18 protein-coding genes are annotated in these 18,759 nt (G+C 39.2%); 17 read left to right on the top strand and 1 reads right to left on the bottom strand.

Annotated elements, in window-relative coordinates; genetic code table 11:
- The first annotated feature begins 6 nt into the window (after nucleotides 1–6).
- The 17 genes from N782_RS11985 (at nucleotide 7) to rbsB (ending at nucleotide 17,698) form a co-directional block, all read left to right on the top strand.
- A complete protein-coding gene (locus N782_RS11985) occupies nucleotides 7–702 on the top strand; it encodes a response regulator transcription factor (RefSeq protein ID WP_036820149.1) in 696 nt (231 codons plus the stop codon).
- Nucleotides 699–1,751 (top strand): sensor histidine kinase, encoded by a 1,053-nt coding sequence (locus N782_RS11980; RefSeq protein WP_036820146.1) that lies wholly within the window; start codon nucleotides 699–701, stop codon nucleotides 1,749–1,751. Before N782_RS11985 ends, N782_RS11980 begins: the two co-directional genes overlap by 4 nt.
- Nucleotides 1,752–1,753: 2 nt before the next feature.
- Nucleotides 1,754–2,854, top strand: a complete 1,101-nt coding sequence (msrA, locus tag N782_RS11975; RefSeq protein ID WP_036820196.1) for a peptide-methionine (S)-S-oxide reductase MsrA — start codon at nucleotides 1,754–1,756, stop codon at nucleotides 2,852–2,854.
- A gap of 422 nt (nucleotides 2,855–3,276) precedes the next feature.
- Nucleotides 3,277–4,734 (top strand): methyl-accepting chemotaxis protein, encoded by a 1,458-nt coding sequence (locus N782_RS11970; RefSeq protein WP_036820143.1) that lies wholly within the window; start codon nucleotides 3,277–3,279, stop codon nucleotides 4,732–4,734.
- Nucleotides 4,735–5,065: 331 nt separating this feature from the next.
- Nucleotides 5,066–7,123 carry a BglG family transcription antiterminator gene (locus tag N782_RS11965; RefSeq protein ID WP_036820141.1) on the top strand — a complete coding sequence of 686 codons (2,058 nt, stop codon included), beginning with the start codon at nucleotides 5,066–5,068 and terminating at the stop codon, nucleotides 7,121–7,123.
- A 20-nt stretch (nucleotides 7,124–7,143) separates the two neighbouring features.
- Nucleotides 7,144–7,614 (top strand): PTS sugar transporter subunit IIA, encoded by a 471-nt coding sequence (locus N782_RS11960; protein WP_036820138.1) that lies wholly within the window; start codon nucleotides 7,144–7,146, stop codon nucleotides 7,612–7,614.
- A 1-nt stretch (nucleotide 7,615) separates the two neighbouring features.
- Nucleotides 7,616–7,903, top strand: coding sequence for a PTS sugar transporter subunit IIB (locus N782_RS11955; RefSeq protein WP_084103073.1), 288 nt, complete (start codon nucleotides 7,616–7,618; stop codon nucleotides 7,901–7,903).
- 83 nt (nucleotides 7,904–7,986) lie between these two features.
- Nucleotides 7,987–9,261 carry a PTS galactitol transporter subunit IIC gene (locus tag N782_RS11950; protein WP_036820133.1) on the top strand — a complete coding sequence of 425 codons (1,275 nt, stop codon included), beginning with the start codon at nucleotides 7,987–7,989 and terminating at the stop codon, nucleotides 9,259–9,261.
- A gap of 16 nt (nucleotides 9,262–9,277) precedes the next feature.
- Nucleotides 9,278–10,309 (top strand): zinc-binding dehydrogenase, encoded by a 1,032-nt coding sequence (locus tag N782_RS11945; RefSeq protein ID WP_036820130.1) that lies wholly within the window; start codon nucleotides 9,278–9,280, stop codon nucleotides 10,307–10,309.
- Nucleotides 10,310–10,351: 42 nt separating this feature from the next.
- A complete protein-coding gene (locus tag N782_RS11940; RefSeq protein ID WP_036820128.1) occupies nucleotides 10,352–10,534 on the top strand; it encodes a hypothetical protein in 183 nt (60 codons plus the stop codon).
- Between the two features lie 27 nt (nucleotides 10,535–10,561).
- Entirely contained in the window at nucleotides 10,562–11,608 is a 1,047-nt protein-coding gene (locus N782_RS11935; RefSeq protein WP_036820125.1) for a galactitol-1-phosphate 5-dehydrogenase, read from the top strand.
- A gap of 316 nt (nucleotides 11,609–11,924) precedes the next feature.
- The gene (locus tag N782_RS11930) at nucleotides 11,925–12,914 is read left to right on the top strand and encodes a LacI family DNA-binding transcriptional regulator (RefSeq protein ID WP_036820193.1); all 990 of its coding nucleotides are present in this window, start codon (nucleotides 11,925–11,927) and stop codon (nucleotides 12,912–12,914) included.
- A complete protein-coding gene (gene rbsK / locus N782_RS11925; RefSeq protein ID WP_036820122.1) occupies nucleotides 12,915–13,805 on the top strand; it encodes a ribokinase in 891 nt (296 codons plus the stop codon).
- Nucleotides 13,802–14,197, top strand: a complete 396-nt coding sequence (gene rbsD, locus N782_RS11920) for a D-ribose pyranase (protein WP_036820120.1) — start codon at nucleotides 13,802–13,804, stop codon at nucleotides 14,195–14,197. Before rbsK ends, rbsD begins: the two co-directional genes overlap by 4 nt.
- Nucleotides 14,198–14,227: 30 nt before the next feature.
- Complete coding sequence (locus N782_RS11915; RefSeq protein ID WP_036820118.1) at nucleotides 14,228–15,745, top strand: sugar ABC transporter ATP-binding protein; 1,518 nt, start codon at nucleotides 14,228–14,230, stop codon at nucleotides 15,743–15,745.
- A complete protein-coding gene (locus N782_RS11910) occupies nucleotides 15,742–16,680 on the top strand; it encodes an ABC transporter permease subunit (protein WP_036820116.1) in 939 nt (312 codons plus the stop codon). Before N782_RS11915 ends, N782_RS11910 begins: the two co-directional genes overlap by 4 nt.
- A gap of 67 nt (nucleotides 16,681–16,747) precedes the next feature.
- Entirely contained in the window at nucleotides 16,748–17,698 is a 951-nt protein-coding gene (gene rbsB, locus N782_RS11905) for a ribose ABC transporter substrate-binding protein RbsB (RefSeq protein ID WP_036820114.1), read from the top strand.
- Nucleotides 17,699–17,770: 72 nt separating this feature from the next.
- Here the strand turns inward: rbsB and N782_RS11900 are convergent, their stop codons facing one another.
- Nucleotides 17,771–18,736, bottom strand: a complete 966-nt coding sequence (locus N782_RS11900; RefSeq protein ID WP_036820111.1) for a coiled-coil domain-containing protein — start codon at nucleotides 18,734–18,736, stop codon at nucleotides 17,771–17,773.
- Nucleotides 18,737–18,759 lie beyond the last annotated feature (23 nt).

The raw sequence follows: 18,759 nt of genomic DNA, 5'->3' as shown, positions 1-18,759 counted from the left end.
ATAGGAATGAAGCAAACAATTTTAGTGGCAGAAGATGATGAAAATATTGTAGACGTTTGTAGAAGGTATCTTGAAAAAGAAGGCTACGAGGTACTCATTGCTAGGGATGGGCATGAAGCCATCAATCGCTGGAAGAACGACAAGCCAGACCTGGTAATATTGGACATCATGATGCCTCTAAAAAATGGTTTAGATATTGCGGAGGAAATACGCTTTGATGATGATATCCCCGTTATGCTGTTAACGGCATTAGGGCAGGAAAAAGACCGCCTATTCGGATTATCAATTGGTGTGGATGATTATATTACCAAACCATTTAGTCCAAGAGAAATGGTCCTGCGGGTGAAAAATGTACTAAGGAGATATGAGAAATCAGGCAAGCATCGTGATACAGCATTTTCATTCGGTCAATATCGCATTGATTATAATATGCGAAGTCTTACAAAAAATGGCGTTCCAATTGAGATGACTGTGAAGGAATTTGACTTGCTATGGTTCTTAGTGCAGCATGAGTCCCAGGTATTCTCTCGATCACAACTGTTGGAAAAGCTTTGGGGGTATGAGTTTGAAGGCGATACGAATACCATCAATGTTCACATACGAAAGTTAAGAGAAAAGCTAGAACAGGACCCTGCTCATCCAACATTGATAAAAACAGTATGGGGGATAGGGTACAAATTTGAAGGAAAAGCGACACCATGAAGCTTAGGACAATTTTAATCGCCTCCAATCTATTATCCATTTCCATTATTATGGTTTTTCTTATCATTAGTTATCTTCGTATGTATTTACCGACAGAAGTTGTCATTTTGCTTACTTGTATTACATTATTAGCTGGAGTTGTTTCTGTTTTTTCTCATATGATTGTCACGCATCCGTTGCTAAAAGGGGTACGGCAGCTCTCTGATAAATCGAAGCAAGTGGCAGAAGGACAGTTTGATGTGAAGTTAAAAGAAGAGGGACCAAAAGAGCTGAAAGAGTTAGCTTCAAGATTTAATGATATGTCTACAAACCTGGATGAGATGTTTCGTAAGGTGAGAGAGTCGGAAGCATTTAAACAAGAGATGATTGCAAATATCTCCCACGACTTAAAAACACCAATTGCCTCCATTCACTCTTATGTGGAGGCGCTCCAGGACGATATTATACAAGATGAAGAAACAAAAGAAGCATATCTGAAGACCATTAAATCAGAAACGAACCGGCTATCGCTCCTTATTCAAGAATTATTAGACCTATCGCAGTATGAGAAAAAAGATATTCCATACGAGTCGGAGACCGTCCACATCGATCAGTTGGTGCTGGAGACGTTACAGGAATTTGAACTATTGATGCAGGAAAGAGATATCGAACCGAACGTTTCTATAGCTGAGGAAATTCGTCCTATTACGGGGAGTCCTAATCAATTAAAGCGTGTACTAAGCAATTTAATTGATAATGCGATACGATATTCCGAGCAAGGTGGAAATATGGATATAAATATAGAGCAAAACGATGTCCAGACAACTTTTAATATAAAAGATACAGGACCTGGAATCGAAGAAGAACATCATCAAGACATTTTCGAACGTTTTTACCGAGTAGAAAAGTCGAGAAATAAATATTACGGTGGCTCTGGACTAGGGTTAGCGATTTGTAAGGAAATCGTTGAACACCATCAAGGTCACATTGGAGTGGAGAGTGAGCCAGGCAAAGGAACAACAATTTGGTTTACGATTCCATTTCCAAATAAGGAGGGAGAACAGGCGTGAAAATGAAACCCATTCTATTGATTATTGGTGTACTGATTATTGCTGTGATATTTGGACCGATGACGTATCGATATTTCTTCGAGCGATCAACGGGAAGCACCCCTGTTAATGCAGAAAATTACAAAGGAGTTGCGACATTTGCGGGAGGTTGTTTTTGGTGCATGGAACCTCCATTTGAAAAGCTAGATGGCGTGAGTGACGTGATTTCAGGATATACAGGTGGAAATATGGAAAACCCGTCCTACAAAGATGTGTCATCTGGTAGGACTGAACACGTTGAAGCAGTACAAGTGCATTATGATCCTGAACAAGTAAGTTATGAGACCCTACTCCAGATTTTCTGGCGTCAGATTGATCCAACTGATGCAAAAGGACAATTCGTAGATCGTGGCCACCAATATACAACTGGTATCTTCTATCATAATGAGGAACAGAAACAAGCTGCAATGAACTCGTTGGAGGAGCTGAAACAATCTGGACGTTTTGAAGAGGAGATTGTCACTCCTATAGTAGAGGCTTCTACATTTTATAAGGCAGAAGACTATCATCAAGATTATTACGAGAAAAATCCAGTACGATACAAAATTTATCGTAAAAACTCTGGGCGTGACCAATTTTTGAACGAAGTATGGGGCGATGATCGGGAAGTGAAGGTAGAAAATACGTCATCGTACACAAAGGAAGAATTGAAAGAGAAGCTAACTCCTATGCAATATAAGGTGACGCAAGAAGATGGAACAGAACCTGCATTTGATAATAAGTACTGGGACAATGAAAAAGAAGGAATTTATGTAGACATCGTTTCAGGCGAACCACTGTTTAGCTCAACGGATAAATACAAATCTGGCACAGGCTGGCCTAGTTTTACGAAGCCACTAGTACCAGAGAATATCGTAACGAAAAAAGATAAAGGCTTATTTGGCTCTAGAACAGAGGTGCGAAGCAAACAAGCTGACTCTCATTTAGGGCATGTATTTAAAGATGGACCTGAACCAACTGGATTACGTTATTGCATGAACTCCGCAGCCATGAATTTTATTCCGAAAGAGGAAATGGAAGAAAAGGGTTATGGGGAGTTTATGGATTTGTTTGAGGAGAAATAGCATCTCTACTTTTTGTAGAGGTGCTATTTTTTTGTCTAGCGTATAAATGGGGTAAGTTTATAGACAACTTTGATAAAGTGATGTTGCCACGTCCAGCTCCAGCGCCCAGCGACTAGCAAACTTTCTGCTCCTCCTTACGATAAGTCAACATCGAACTAACCCACGTCGTGTGGGCCGCAGCATATACGTCGCTAGCAGTGCGCCCTGAGCTTTTGTTGATATGTGGCTAAATTGACACGTAATAACAATCCTATATCAGATAAGAATTTAAGGAATAAACATTATTTATGTAAATTTTCAATCATTGCATTATATTCCCTCTATTGATAAGTTAGTAGAGTGTTAAAGTAATCCAAAGGTCCTATTTGAATATAGAAAAATTAGAAATGGATCAAGGATATTATTTTTTTAGGGGGAATAATGTGAACGATGTCATGCGTCGTAAGAACAGGTTAATGTTGTCGATTTTTGCAGTTGCTATTGCAATGAGTGTTTTGTCTGTTTACACAAGCGGTATGTCCGTTTTTTTTGGTAATCTTATATTAGGGGTCGATGCTGTTGCACTAGGATTACTGTTAGCTCTTCATTTCACTAAAAAAGCTACCGGAGCAATCCCTTATATATTAATAAGTGCGCTTGCAGTTATTACACTATTACTTTACTTCTCCACACCCACTTTTGCGAATTATTTCTTAACGTATTTAATTTTAGGAATATCAGCTATTTATCAAACGTATAAGGTTTTCACCACATCCTTTATCGTCGGTTTAGGGCTTACTTTATACGCACTATTTTATAATGGTACAGGAGTTGAGGCGACCTCATCCAATACCATCACGATTTTATACTATTACATAGTCATGTCTATTATTGTGTTTGGTGCGGTGCGATTTTCTCAAATGTATATGAAGGAAGTGCACAGTCGTCATGAAGAAGTAGAGCAACTGTTGAAGGATCGAGAACAGCTACAAAGCCAACTTCAACAGTCCATCCATCAGTCCTTCAGTAATATGGAAAGCATCCAAGAAAAAAGTAATGTCCACCATCAAACTTTCCATGAAATAGCGAGTTCAAACGTTCAATTATCCCAAGCCTTTGATCAGCAAGTCCAAGATATTAATGATATTACCGAAGAGGTTCAAGAATCAGGAGCATCCTATGAAGCCATGCTTTCGCAATTGGATTCTTTACATGAAGAAATTGAAGGTACGAACGAAGTATCTGCCAAAGGAAAAACAACCATTGAAGCACTAGGAAAGGTTATGAACCAATTCAATCGTGATATTGAGGTAATGGCCAAAGAGATTGAAGAATTAACAGAACAAATTCAAGAAGCAGGAACGTTCACGAAAAATATACAAGATATTGCAGAGCAAACGAACTTACTAGCACTAAACGCCTCTATTGAAGCAGCTCGTGCTGGTGAATATGGAAAAGGTTTTGCAGTTGTTGCCGATGAGATTCGTAAATTAGCAGAAACCTCTAATGAATCAGCTGAGAAGATCTCTCAAAACCTGAAAACAGTAGCCGATAAATCTCAATCAACGAAAGAAAAAATGAACCACAATATGGCACAGATGAAAGAAAGCGTTCAAACGACGACAGAGGCAAGTGAAGTCTTTGACGGCATGAAACACGCACTAGATAATGTGAGCGGAAAAACGATGCACTACAAACAAACGGTCCACACTTTAAAAGATTCCATGGCTAACATTAATGAAGCCATTAACCGTCTGGCAACGGTCATGGAACAATCTCAAGCAAGTATCCAAGAAATGACGATGAGTTCTGATCAATTATTAGACGGGAATCAGAACATTGTTAAATTAATTGAACACAACACAAGTGAATTAGAGGGAATGAAGGCATTGAGCTCCTGATTACAGAGGCTTACACGTGAGTGCGTGTAAGTCTTTTTTTTTAGAGTAAGTTTATGGATTCATGAGCGGTCGCTCATATATTTGTCAAAACTCGCTATTACATCATCTATCTATCGCTTTTGACAAATAAGTATTAAATTCCGTTGTATATGGTTATTCCACATGGTTTTCCACTAAATAAGTTTTCTGTATGATAGACTTTATCATTACATAATTTCAGAATATTCAATCACAACGCGAGACAATACGGACTCCAAAAGAATGGGATGAAAGCGCATTCAACAGGCCTTTTGAGGGTGTTAGAATGTAATTGTGGAAGGAGGGATAAGACATGCAGCTTAACGAAAGAAGTAATCACTTGTTATGGGAAATCACAATGAATCCTCATCTGAAAAGTGAAGACTTGGAGAACAAATATAACCTTAATAGACGTCAACTAAAATATAGTTTTAATCAAATAAATGATTGGTTGGAATTTCGAAATTTACCAAAAATCGAGAGAACCACCCAGGGGATGTTCGTGATTGATCCTGTACTCGTATCTACTCTTTACAAAAAAGAGCATCAACCTCAAGACATGACGATTCCTTCTGAGAAAGAGAGGACCAATATTATTATCCTCATGCTGCTCACGAAGGAGGGCGAATTGTCTCTCTTTCATTTCACAGATGAATTAGATGTCAGTAAAAACACGGTCTTAAATGACTTAAAAAAAGCTCAATCGATTGTAGCGGAGTATGAACTGGAAATAAATTATACTCGTCAATCTGGTTATCGAGTAGAAGGTAAGGAGTTTTTCATACGGAAATTACTACTAAATACGATTTATAAAATGTTGGACCTACATCTTGGGAAGCAAAAGATTGAACAGTTTTCGGAAGTAGATATCCAAGAGATGGAGGCCATAAACGAACGTATCAAGAGGATCGAATATAATCTGAACTTACAATTTACAGACGAAAAGATCACTTCGATGCCTTATATTCTCTATTTTACTCTTAGAAGAATTCAGCAGGGAAATCATATTGATCCGTTTTATATTCAGCTTGAAGAACTTCAGGATACCAAAGAATGTAAGGCCACTGAAGAAATCTTATTTGATTATCATGATATTCCAATGCAGGAAAGATTATTTATTACCCTTCATCTTCTAACATCAAATGTGTATTGGTCAGAAGATTTAACGGAGAAAACAATCCCTGACTTACAACAGTCATTAAGGGATATGCTACTCCAATTCGAGAAAAGATCTTGTATTTACTTAAAGGATAAAGAACAGCTACTAAATAAGTTATTGCTTCACATGAAACCTGCTTATTATCGAATTAAATATAAATTAACGGGTTTCTATGACATTCAACAAACGGTGAGCGAAGAATTTAAAGAGCTTCATCATATCGTAAAACAATCTACTAATCCATTAGAGAAATTGGTAGGGGAATTAATACCTGAAAGTGAGATCACCTATTTAACCATGTTGATTGGTGGATGGTTAACGAAGCAAGGAGATAGCATCCAACAAAAGGTTAAAGCTCTCATTGTTTGTCCTAAGGGAGTCTCGTTCTCACGACTCTTATTAACAGAGCTAAAAGACTTATTCCCAGAGTTCATTTTTTTAGATTCTCTATCAGTGAGAGATTTTCAAGATTATTCGTTAGATTTTGATATTGTGTTCTCACCAGTATATCTAGAGACTGAGAAAAATTTATTTATTGTTGCGGATGTATTATCAAAAGAAGAGAAAAATCGACTTCGAAAGCATGTACTAGCTGAAGTTCACGGATACCACATCCAAGGTCTGGATATGGAGCAAATGATGGAAATTATTGAAAAACACGCGAAAATTGGCTCAAAGCAAGCATTAAAGAAGGATTTACAAGCCTATATGAATCCCGAGTTTCCAGATAAAGAAATGTCGAGTGAAGCAACTCCTCATTTACATGAATTCCTTCATAAGCGTACGATTCAACTCCACTCTCATGCGGAAACATGGGAGGAAGCTGTCAAAGAGAGTGCAAAGCCCTTGTTGGAGAATGGAAGTATTGAATGGAGTTATGTAGAGGCATTGTTACAGCAGCATACCGAAGACCCTTATATCGTTATTGGTCCGGGGATTGCCATTCCCCATGCAAGTCCTGAAGAGGGAGTAAATGATGTTTCAATGAGCTTATTGCAGCTGCCAAAAGGTGTATCTTATGCAAACAATACAATCCATGTCATTGTTGTCATTGCTGCATTAGATAAATATCAACATCTAAAAGCACTCCGTCAGTTAATGAAGTTGTCGAACAACAATGAAGATATCGAATCGATTATGACATCAAATAAAGTACAAGATGTACAGTCGGTTATTCAAAAGTATTCAATAGAAACCGAAAAGTCAGAATAATAAAAAAAGAGGTGTGTGCAGTGAGCTCAATCTATATAGATGAATCATTAATCCTCCATAACCTCACACCAGGGAATAAAGAAGAAGTGCTTCGTTCCATGGCTCAAAATCTGCATGAAAAAGGTTATGTGAAATCTAGTTTCATAGACGCTGTGGCGGAAAGGGAGGAGCAGTACGCTACTGGCCTACCTACCAATGGTCCATCCGTGGCGATCCCTCACACAGATAAAGAGCATGTGAACCAAAAAGCACTAAGCTTAGCCATTCTAAATCAACCTGTCGAGTTTGGTGTTATGGGGGATGCTGAATTAACTACATCCGTTGAGATTGTTTTTATGCTAGCGATGGACTCAGAACATTCACAGCTATCGATTCTTCAAAAGCTAATGGGGATTTTCCAGAATGAACAGGAACTCTATTATTTTTTAAATGAAAAAGACAATACGAAATTGATGAATAGAATGAAAGAATTATTAAAAGGAGATGAGTAATATGAAAAAACGTATTCTAGTAGCTTGTGGAACAGGTATTGCAACGTCAACCGTGGTAAATGATGCCATTGAAAGTATGTGTAAGGAAAACAATATCAATGCAGAAGTCATTCAGTGTAAAATCTCGGACATTCCCTCTTATAAAGATACGACAGACTTGTTGGTAACCACAACTATTGTAAAAGAGGACTATCCATTTCCAATTGTCAATGCCAGAGCATTTTTAACAGGTATTGGGTTAGAAGATACAAAGCAAGAAATACTAGATGAACTGCAAAAAAATAGATAGAGAGCTGAATAGGTAGGGGGGGAGACCTCCTACCACAACCATTCAAGCAGAACAGACAATAAACTTTGGGAAGGGGAATTACAATGCAAGGATTCATAGATGGGCTACAAGCATTTCTAGATTTAGGCCCGACGGTTATTTTGCCAGTAGCTATTTTTCTTTTAGGTTTATTCTTTAGACAGAAAGTAGGGAAAGCGTTACGATCTGGTCTTACGATTGGAGTAGCTTTCGTAGGTATCTTCTTAGTTGTCGACGTTCTAGTTAATAACTTAGGTCCAGCAGCTAAGGCAATGGTGGATCGTTTAGGAGTAGAGCTGAATGTCATTGATGTAGGGTGGCCAGCAGCCGCTACAATATCGTGGGCGACTCCGGTTGCAGCGTTTGTTATCCCGTTAGGTCTTGTCGTCAACGTCTTAATGCTTGTCACGAAGACGACGAAGACAATGAACGTTGACATATGGAATTTTTGGCACTATTCCTTTATGGGAGCCACTGTGTATGCGCTATCAGACAGTATCATTCAAGGGTTGATTGCGGCTGTTTTATTCCAAATCGTGTGCTTGAAAATCGCAGATTGGACTGCCCCAATGCTCGAAAATTACTTTGACCTACCAGGAGTGTCCGTTGCAACAGGAAGTACAGTATCTTATGCGCCTTTAGGAATTCCGCTTGTGAAGTTAGTCCAAAAGATACCTGGCATCAATAAACTTCATGCGGATCCAGAAACGATTCAAAAGCGTTTCGGAGTATTCGGGGAATCTATCTTCATTGGACTAGTATTAGGACTAGCATTAGGGATTTTGGCAGGCTATTCCGTAGGTGATGTGATCGATATTGGTATCTCGATGGCAGCAGTTATGGTTCTAATGCCTCGTATGGTAAAAATCCTAATGGAAGGGTTAATGCCTGTATCGGAATCAGCAAGAGAATTTCTACAAAAACGATTTGGTAATAAGGATATTTATATTGGATTAGATGCCGCAGTAGCGATTGGTCATCCAGCTGTTATTGCAACTGCATTAATTTTAGTTCCTATTACAGTTGTGTTAGCTATCATCTTACCAGGAAATAGCTTACTGCCATTTGGGGACTTAGCGACGATACCATTTATTGTTGCATTTATCGTTGGAGCGGCACGTGGAAATATTATTCATTCGGTAATAGTAGGAACGGTGCTCATCGCTATATCTTTATATATAGCTACGGATCTTGCAGTACTACACACCGAAATGGCTAAAGACGCAGAATTCAATATGCCTGAAGACACCAGCTTAATCTCTAGTATTGACCAGGGCGGCAATATGATTAACTACGTGATTTATAAAGTCTTTCATTGGTTTAACTTACTAATTTCATAGATAAGGAGAGATGAATTTGAAGGCATTGGTGAAAGAAAAGCTTGGATATGGTCATTTGAATTTGAGAGATGTTGAAGAACCAGTTGTACATGAGGATCAAGTTAAAATCGAAATAAAATATGCAGGGATATGTGGGTCAGATCTTCACACATTTGAAGGACATTATCAAGTAAATGTTCCAGTAATTTTAGGGCATGAAGTTGCAGGCGAAATTGTAGAAGTTGGAAAAAACGTTGATCAACTAAATGTAGGGGATCGGGTAACGACAGAAACAACGTTTTATATATGTGGTGAATGTAAGTATTGTAAACAAGGGGACTACAACCTTTGTAATTATCGTAAAGGGATTGGTACACAAAAAGATGGTGGCTTTGCTAAATATGTCATTGCCAGAGCAGAAAGTGTTCATACTTTACCAGATCAAGTGAAGAGTAGGTCTGCATCATTAACGGAACCACTTGCATGTTCGTATCATGCAGTGCAAAAAGCATCCATTCAAAAAGGGGATGTAGTGGTAGTATTAGGCCCAGGACCAATTGGCTTGCTTACTGCGCAAGTAGCTATGTCATACGGAGCTAAGGTTATTATAACGGGTCTAACCCAAGATAAGAAACGACTGGATAAAGCCAATGAACTTGGTATCGATGCCATAGTGAATATTGAAGAGAGCGACGTGAAGCAAGTCGTGAATGATATGACAAATGGATATGGGGCGGACATTATATTTGAGTGTTCAGGAGCAGTAGCTGCTGCTAATCTAGGGTTAGATCTAGTCATGAAAAAAGGTCAGTATGTACAGGTTGGAATTTTCCCTAATCCAAGTGTCGAAATTGACTTTAAGAAAATCATTCAAAAAGAGATTCAACTATCCGGTAGTAGAAGTCAAAAACCATCTGATTGGGATCCTTCTTTACAGATGATCAACTCCAATCAAGTCAACATAAATGATTTAATTACTCATCAATACGATATTTCAGAATGGGATGAAGCCTACAATATGCTGAAGAATGGAGAAGCAATAAAGGTCGTATTATCACCTATTTCATAAATGAGTTGAAATGGAACACATTCGAGAAAGGGGTACATGTACATGATTGAGATGATGGTTGATTACATGTTAGGTCCGATTGGTAATAAAATAAGTGCTTTCTATTTAGATCATCAAACGGTTATCAATTCTCTTGTGGTAGGAGCAACACTCATTCAGTTGTATATAAAGCGCGATAATCAAACTAATTCAGAATCGAAAACAGTACTAAATGAACAATCTTAAATGATTGCTTTCGAAAGGAGGATCTGTGTGAAATCCTTAAAGTTATACGATAAGAGAGACCTTCGATTTGAAAAGGCTCCTCCTCCGAGCATTATAAAACCGAATGATGTCATCATTGAAGTGAAAGCTGCAGGTATATGTGGTTCAGACATCTCCAGGTATAAAAAGCTTGGTCCATATGTACCTGGGATGATTTGGGGACATGAATTCTCAGGTGTTGTAGCTGAAATAGGTTCAGATGTCACACATGTATCCATAGGAGATAACGTAGTAGGGTGTCCAGCCCTTTATTGTGGGGTTTGTGAAAGTTGTCAAAGCGGTGAGCCGGCTAGGTGTAAAACATTAGAAGTTATGGGTGCGAAACAACCTGGTGCATTTGCGTCCTACACAAAACTCCCGGAAGAGAATGTAATTCCAATCCCTGATAACGTTGATTTTGATTCAGCTGCGCTAGTTGAACCATCAGCTGTTGCTCTCCATGGTGTATATAAAACAAGTATGAAGCCTGGTGACGCTGTGGCTGTGTTAGGCTGTGGAAATATAGGTTTGTTAACGATTCAATGGGCTAAATTATTTGGTGCAGATACTGTATATGCCATTGATATCGATGAGCAAAAGCTGGAATTGGCAAAAGCAGTAGGTGCGGATGTGCTTGTGAACCCTGCTCAGTCCTCTATTTATGAGCAACTTATGGAGGTAACAGATAACAAAGGTGTCGATATTGCCATAGAGGCAGCGGGAACTCCTCTGACATCAGCTCATATTTTTTCTCTCGCTAAAAAGGGTGGAGAAGTTGTTTTTATGGGGATTCCTTATGCAGATATAGAGATTGAAAGGTTTTACTTTGAGAAGATTGTACGTAATGAATTAGGAGTTTACGGAGCTTGGAATGCTATATCAGCTCCATTTCCAGGGAAAGAATGGACTGCAACATTAACGAAATTGAGCACTGGGGAATTAGATGCGAAATCAATCATCTCCCATCGTTTATCATTAGAAGAAGGTCCTTCAACATTTGAGGCTATTATTGAAAATCAAGACTTTTTCTCTAAAGTATTACTATATCCGCATTAGACATAAACTTACACGTACTTTTTGGCGTGTAAGTTTTCTTATGTTTGGGAATGAAAAGAGAATTTCTACATCCTTTTTCTCGTATGTTTTCAGTTTTATTTAAAGAATTTTCTATAAATTAGTAAGCATAGGTTGACATAGTATATGAAAGCGCTTTACCATGGCTGTAACGGGTTACATAGTAACTCTTCATTTTAAAGTAAAAAGAAAATAGGTTTCTAGCACTTACATGTCTAGCAAATCCTTAATCTTTTCTTTTTAATACAATATGTAACCCGTTACACACAATAAACAGTAAGAGAAAGCAGGTATGATGATGGCTACGATTCGTGATGTTGCAAAGCAAGCTGGTGTTTCTGTTGCTACTGTTTCAAGAGTACTCAATAGCAATGGGTATGTGAATGAGGATACTCGGGTGAAAGTAACAGAAGCAATCAAAGAACTCAACTATTTGCCAAATGATGTGGCGAGAAGTTTATTTAAGCGACGATCTAAAATGATAGGGCTCATCTTACCTGACATTACCAACCCCTTCTTCCCGGAATTAGCTAGAGCGGTGGAAGATGTGGCGAATGAAACAGAGTACACGTTTGTATTATGTAATTCAGACAATCAAATGGAGAAAGAACAGCAATATTTAACTGCATTGAAACAAAAATATATAGATGGATTTATCGTCGTTAGTAGTACGCTCACGACGGAACAGGTTCACGAACTGAATGTACCGGTCGTGGCACTAGACCGAATCATTTCTCCTCATATGCCTTCGGTTTCTGTTCAGAACTATGAAGGGGCTCAAGAGGCTGTTCAGTACTTAATAGAAAATGGGTGCCAAAAAATCGCTCATATATCAGGACCAGATTATGTAGATAACGCACATGCTAGAAAGCAAGGTTACTTAGATATGGTAAGAGATAAGGATTGGTACGAGGATGGTTTAGTGGTGGATGGTAAATATGAGTTGGACCCTGCGAAAAAAGCTGCCACTCAATTATTGGAGCAACATCCAGATGTGGATGGAATATTTGTAGGAAACGATCTAATGGCAGTTGGTGTTTTGAAAGCAGCGGAGGCTCTCGGAATTAAAGTGCCTGAAGACTTATCAATTATTGGGTTTGATGGCATTGCTCTAGGGGAGACGACCACACCTGCTTTAACTACAATGGGACAACCTATTTATGATGTAGGTTCGAAAGCAGCAGAGTTATTAATTAATTATATAGAAGGAATCCCTTCGGTACATTCGAATCATTCCTTTGGAGTTCAAATCATAGAACGAGAAACAGTTAAAAAAGGAGGGGTATAGATGACACCAAGCCTTACAGTGGTAGGAAGTATTAATATGGATTTAGTAACGAGTACAGAACGAGTTCCCAATCAAGGGGAAACCGTGTTAGGTTATGATTTTGCAACGTACCCAGGTGGTAAAGGAGCTAACCAAGCTGTATCTGCCTCCCGCTTAGGGGCAAAAACGAACATGATTGGCGCTGTTGGAAGTGATGCTTTTGGCCAAGAATTAACTGAAACACTTCGTGAAAATGGAGTTGTCACAGAAAATGTGAAACCGGTTACAGATATTCCGTCAGGCACAGCTACGATCATTCTATCAGATGGGGATAATCGAATTATTGTAAATCCAGGAGCGAATCATAGCGTCACTCCTGACTATATTGAATCGTGTGCAGAGGTTCTGCGCTCTAGTAATGTCGTGTTAATGCAGTTGGAAATTCCGCTCGAGACAGTAGAGAAAGCCGCAAAACTAGCAAAAGAAGGTGGAGCGACAGTCATCTTGAACCCAGCTCCTATACAAGCACTCCCTAAATCCTTGCTTCAATGGGTTGATATCGTAACACCCAATGAGTCAGAAGCTAAGACGCTACTTAACCATTCTCCTCAACCAATCTTAGAAGACAAGCTTATGATTACTAAGGGTAGCGAAGGTGTTCTTTTCTATGAAAATGGTAAGGAAAGACACATCCCTGCATATCACGTTGAACCAGTTGATACAACGGGGGCAGGGGATGCGTTCAATGGAGCTTTGGCTTTCAAATTGTCTGAAGGCTGTACGAAACAAGAGGCGATTAGCTATGCGAATGCAGTAGCTGCGCTCTCCGTTCTCAAGTCTGGGGCGCAAACAGGACTACCTACCCAAGCAGAGGTTCAAGTATTTTTGGAACATCAGGGGGAACAAACATGAAGAAGAATGGGATGATTAACAGTGATATTGCTAGCGTTCTAGCAAGGTTGGGACATACCGATACCATCGTTATTGCAGATTGTGGTTTACCAATCCCAGAACATGTGCCTCGTATTGATCTATCGATTACGAAAGGGACTCCGAGCTTTATAGAAGTGCTCGAAGCTGTTCTGGATGATATGGAGGTGGAGAAGATGACGTTAGCCTATGAGATGGAAATGCATAACCCTTCCCTGCACCAGAATCTTCTCAAGCGTTGTAATCAATACACGATGGATTTTCTATCACATGATGTATTAAAAGAAGCAACGAACGATGCCAAAGTTGTGATTCGAACTGGGGAAGCCAGTCCATTTGCCAATGTAATCCTAACTTCTGGAGTGATCTTTTAGTATTCAGCATTGTTCTAAAGGGGGGAGACCATGACAGTACAGCCGATTGTAGAAATGAACCATATTCATAAATCATTCGTTGGTAATAAGGTGTTAAAAGATGTCCACTTTGATGTGAAGCCAGGGGAAATCCACGCTCTTATGGGAGAAAACGGTGCTGGAAAATCAACGATGATGAAAATTCTCACTGGGATACACAAACGAGATCAAGGAACGGTAAGTGTTAATGGAAAAGAAGTGGCATTTTCAAATCCGAAAGAAGCGGAGAAGGCTGGCATAGCCGTCATTCATCAAGAATTAAATATTATTCCTTATTTGACTGTTGCCCAGAATATGTTCTTAGGGAAAGAACTGAAATACGGAAAAACAGGCGTATTAAAAACAAAGGAAATGCAGCAAAAGACGAGGGAAAGACTCCAGCGACTAGGCATTGATATGGATCCAGATGAAGAAGCCGGACAGTTGTCAGTGGGGAAGCAGCAGATGGTTGAAATAGCCAGAGCCATTTCAACGAATGCGGAAGTATTGGTTATGGATGAACCTACAGCTGCTCTAACAGACCGTGAGATTGAAGCATTGTTTAAGGTGATTCGCCAGTTAAGAGACCAGGGTGTAGGCATTGTATATATTTCGCACAGAATGGAAGAGATTTTTTCCTTATGTAATCGTATCTCCGTTCTTCGAGATGGAGAATATATTGGAACAAAATACAGCAACGAAACATCCTTTGAAGAAATCGTAAAAATGATGGTGGGTCGTGAGCTTGGTCAACGATTCCCTGACCGTACATCTGAAATAGGAGATACAAAGCTTGAAGTGAAGTCTCTATCAAGAGATGGCTGGTTTGAAGACGTATCCTTTTCAGTCCGAAAAGGAGAAATTCTTGGTGTAGCAGGTCTGATGGGAGCAGGAAGAACGGAAATAATGGAAGCTTTGTTTGGTTCTAGAAAAACATCTAATGGTCAAGTGTTCTTAGATGGTCAACATCTTAAGATTAAGCACCCGAAGGATTCCATTGAAGCAGGTATTGGGTTTATTACAGAGGACCGGAAATCAGAAGGGCTCGTACTCAATTTATCTATTCGAGAAAACATGGCCTTGCCAATGCTTTCCAATCTATCGAACTATGGAGTCTTATCAAACAAAAGTGAACAAGAGCTTGTAGAATCCCTAATGTCACGACTTCAGGTGAAAGCAACAGGCCCCGACCAAGAAGTGAAATCCTTGAGTGGTGGTAATCAGCAAAAAGTCGTCATTGGTAAATGGCTAGGGATTGAACCAAAGGTGCTCATATTAGATGAACCAACTCGTGGTGTTGATATTGGGGCGAAGAAGGAAATCTATCATATTATGAATGAACTAACAGAACGAGGAGTCTCCATCATCATGGTATCCTCTGAGTTACCTGAGGTACTCGGGATGAGTGACCGAATATTAGTCATCCACGAAGGTAAAGTGGCAACGACATTATCACGAGAAGAGGCAGACCAAGAGAAAATTATGCAAGCTGCTACTGGACAAGCGGCAATGGGAGGGAATAGAGGATGAACAAGTCGATGACGGGAATGTTACAAAAGTTAGGTCCATTGCTAGGTTTTTTTGTAATCGTTATCATTCTAACGTTTATGAGTGACAACTTTCTTACGCTAGACAATATCTTAGTTGTGTTACGCCAAGTGTCGATTAATGCACTGATAGCATTTGGAATGACCTTTGTTATTTTAACTGGTGGAATTGATTTATCGGTTGGGTCCACGCTAGCCCTTTCTGGAGCGTTGACCGCTGGAATGTTATCGAGTGGCATGGATCCGATGTTAGCCGTGATTTTGGGAATGCTAGCCGGTGCTGCAATGGGCGCATTCAATGGAATTGTTATTACGAAAGGAAAAGTTGCTCCTTTTATTGCCACACTGGCAACCATGACTATATTTAGAGGATTGACGCTTGTTTACACCGATGGTCGTCCAATCACAGGGTTATCCGATAGTATGTCATTCAAGATGATTGGACAAGGGTATTTATTCGGTATTCCAGTACCAGCAGTACTAATGACTGTTGCATTCGCTATTCTATTTTTCATATTGAAGAAAACCGTTTTTGGTCGCCAAGTGTACTCCATTGGAGGGAACGAGGAAGCTTCTATTCTTTCAGGTATTCGAGCAGATCGTGTGAAGATTTGGGTTTATTCCTTAACAGGTCTATTATCTGCTCTTGCAGGAATTATTTTAACTAGCCGTTTAAACTCAGCTCAACCAAACGTAGGAGTGGCATTTGAACTGGATGCAATCGCTGCTGTTGTTCTCGGTGGTACAAGCTTATCCGGGGGACGCGGTTGGATATTCGGAACATTAGTAGGTGCACTTATTATAGGTGTTTTAAATAATGGATTGAACTTGTTAGACGTATCTTCCTTCTTCCAACAAGTTGTAAAAGGTACTGTCATTCTGTTAGCCGTGCTTATGGATCGAAAGAAAACAGCTTAAGTCGTTCTGAACAGTGTAAAAGCACTGTTGAGATAAATATTTTTACTAACCTTGGGAGGGTTTCATAATGAAACACATTTGGAAAAGCTTAGGTGTAGCTCTTATCGCTCTTGTATTTATTGCTGGGTGTTCGACGGAAGCCCCAAATTCTTCTTCAGATGAAGGGAATGGAAGTGGAGGAGACTCCGAGAAAGAAGATGGAACGTTGAAGATTGGTCTTTCCATTTCCACACAAAACAACCCATTCTTCGTAACACTTAAAGAAGGTGCTGAAAAAGCAGCGGAAGAAGAAGGGGTAGAAATTACTACAGTAGATGCGCAAAACGATCCAGGTAAGCAAGTTAGTGGTATTGAAGATTTAATAACGCAAGATGTTGATGTATTACTCGTAAACCCAACAGACTCTGCAGCAATTGCAACAGCAATTGAGTCAGCGAATGAAGCGGATATTCCGGTGATTACCGTTGACCGTAGTGCTGACGGAGGAGAAGTGGTTTCTCACATCGCATCTGACAACGTAAAAGGTGGCGAGATGGCTGCTAATTACATTGTCGAGCAACTGAGCGATGGTGGAAAAGTAGTAGAGCTAGAAGGTATTCCAGGTTCTTCTGCAGCTCGTGAACGCGGGAAAGGCTTCCACAACGTTGTAGATGAAAACGACAAAATCGAAGTAGCAGCAAAGCAAGCAGCAGACTTCGATCGTTCCAAAGGTTTAACAGTAATGGAGAATATCATTCAGAGTACAGATGATTTTGACGCTGTATTTGCTCATAACGATGAAATGGCTCTAGGCGCTGTACAAGCGTTAGAATCTGCCAACATGGCTGAAGACACGATTGTAGTTGGTTTCGATGCAACAGATGACGCTCGAAAGGCAATTGACGAAGGTCGCATGGATGCAACCATCGCTCAACAGCCAACTCTAATCGGCGAAAAAGCTGTACAAACAGCAGTTAAAGTGCATAACGGAGAAAGCGTCAAAGAGTTTATTCCAGTTGAGTTGAAATTAGTGAAGTAATGATTATAGGTCAAAAAAAGCTGCCTTAAACAAGGCAGCTTTTTCTATCCTAATAATGTATTAGTAGGATCTCTAGCTCTCGTGAGTATCCTCAATTAACCCTTTTAATGTTTCTACTTCCTTCGTAAAGGTATCAATTTGTTCTTCTAAATAGTGAATAATCGATTCGCTTTTCGAAAGGTTATCCCCAAATTCATTCACTTGTTGTATCGTTTCATAAATTTGATCTTCAAGTTGCTGTATTCCTTTAGTTTGAAAGTCAGTATCCAATTCTACTTCTTTGGGAATTTCCTCATCTGAATGTTCCCCACGTAATTGCTGGTTTAATACACTCAGCTTTCTATATAATTCGATTTGGTTTGCTTCAAAGTGAGCAATATCTTTCTTTAAATGGTTGTTTTCTTTCTCGAGATCTCCATATTGACGTTGCCATTCCTCTTGTTCTTGATGATACCTTTTCTTTAATGTTCTAAATTGGTTTTCTTGGTATGCAAAGTCCAATAATAATGAATCGTATAATTCCTCATTTTTTTTCAATTGGTTAGTTAAGTGATTTGTTTCTGTGTCTTTTTGAATAAGGAAACCTTCGAGCTCTTTTTTCTCTTTTTCTATATGTTTAATGTTTTCTTCTAGTTTAGTGTAGAAATCTTCTTGTTCTCTTGTTTGTTGGATTTGGTTATAGAACTCTTCTCTTTCTTCTTTGAGCGTAGTGTTTTGGTCTTCTAGTTTATCGATAAGGTTATTTTGTTTCTCTATTTTAGTCTGTTGTTCTTCTTGTATTGCATGCATTTCATTATATTTCTCTTGCACACTACTCAAAAGATGTTGCTCTTTTTCAAGAGCTTCTTGCAGTTTAGCTTGTAGCTCTTCATTCTCTTTAGTTAATTGATTAATCTGGTCATAATACCCCTCTTGCTCATATGACATGACCAGTTCTTTATATTTATCTAGCTCAGATTTAAGGTGGATGACTTTTTGTTGAATTTGATTTTCATTAGCATGAAAAACTTCAGACGAAAATGTTCTTCTACGAACCATGGTAAGCCCTCCTTAAATACTAT

The organism is Pontibacillus yanchengensis Y32 (genome assembly GCF_000770635.1).
Classification (GTDB): Bacteria; Bacillota; Bacilli; order Bacillales; family BH030062; genus Pontibacillus; species Pontibacillus yanchengensis.
The sequence above is the reverse complement of the archived record's forward strand: the minus strand, read 5'-3'. Positions and strand labels throughout refer to the sequence as shown.

Excerpts from the sequence above, each read along its gene's own strand:
- N782_RS11965 (WP_036820141.1), top strand. The coding sequence starts at position 5,066 with ATGCAGCTTAACGAAAGAAGTAATCACTTGTTATGGGAAATCACAATG.
- N782_RS11930 (WP_036820193.1), top strand. The coding sequence starts at position 11,925 with ATGGCTACGATTCGTGATGTTGCAAAGCAAGCTGGTGTTTCTGTTGCT.
- N782_RS11915 (WP_036820118.1), top strand. The coding sequence starts at position 14,228 with ATGACAGTACAGCCGATTGTAGAAATGAACCATATTCATAAATCATTC.
- N782_RS11985 (WP_036820149.1), top strand. The coding sequence starts at position 7 with ATGAAGCAAACAATTTTAGTGGCAGAAGATGATGAAAATATTGTAGAC.
- N782_RS11940 (WP_036820128.1), top strand. The coding sequence starts at position 10,352 with ATGATTGAGATGATGGTTGATTACATGTTAGGTCCGATTGGTAATAAA.
- N782_RS11980 (WP_036820146.1), top strand. The coding sequence starts at position 699 with ATGAAGCTTAGGACAATTTTAATCGCCTCCAATCTATTATCCATTTCC.
- rbsK (WP_036820122.1), top strand. The coding sequence starts at position 12,915 with ATGACACCAAGCCTTACAGTGGTAGGAAGTATTAATATGGATTTAGTA.
- msrA (WP_036820196.1), top strand. The coding sequence starts at position 1,754 with ATGAAACCCATTCTATTGATTATTGGTGTACTGATTATTGCTGTGATA.
- N782_RS11910 (WP_036820116.1), top strand. The coding sequence starts at position 15,742 with ATGAACAAGTCGATGACGGGAATGTTACAAAAGTTAGGTCCATTGCTA.
- rbsB (WP_036820114.1), top strand. The coding sequence starts at position 16,748 with ATGAAACACATTTGGAAAAGCTTAGGTGTAGCTCTTATCGCTCTTGTA.
- N782_RS11900 (WP_036820111.1), bottom strand. The coding sequence starts at position 18,736 with ATGGTTCGTAGAAGAACATTTTCGTCTGAAGTTTTTCATGCTAATGAA.
- N782_RS11950 (WP_036820133.1), top strand. The coding sequence starts at position 7,987 with ATGCAAGGATTCATAGATGGGCTACAAGCATTTCTAGATTTAGGCCCG.
- N782_RS11955 (WP_084103073.1), top strand. The coding sequence starts at position 7,616 with ATGAAAAAACGTATTCTAGTAGCTTGTGGAACAGGTATTGCAACGTCA.
- rbsD (WP_036820120.1), top strand. The coding sequence starts at position 13,802 with ATGAAGAAGAATGGGATGATTAACAGTGATATTGCTAGCGTTCTAGCA.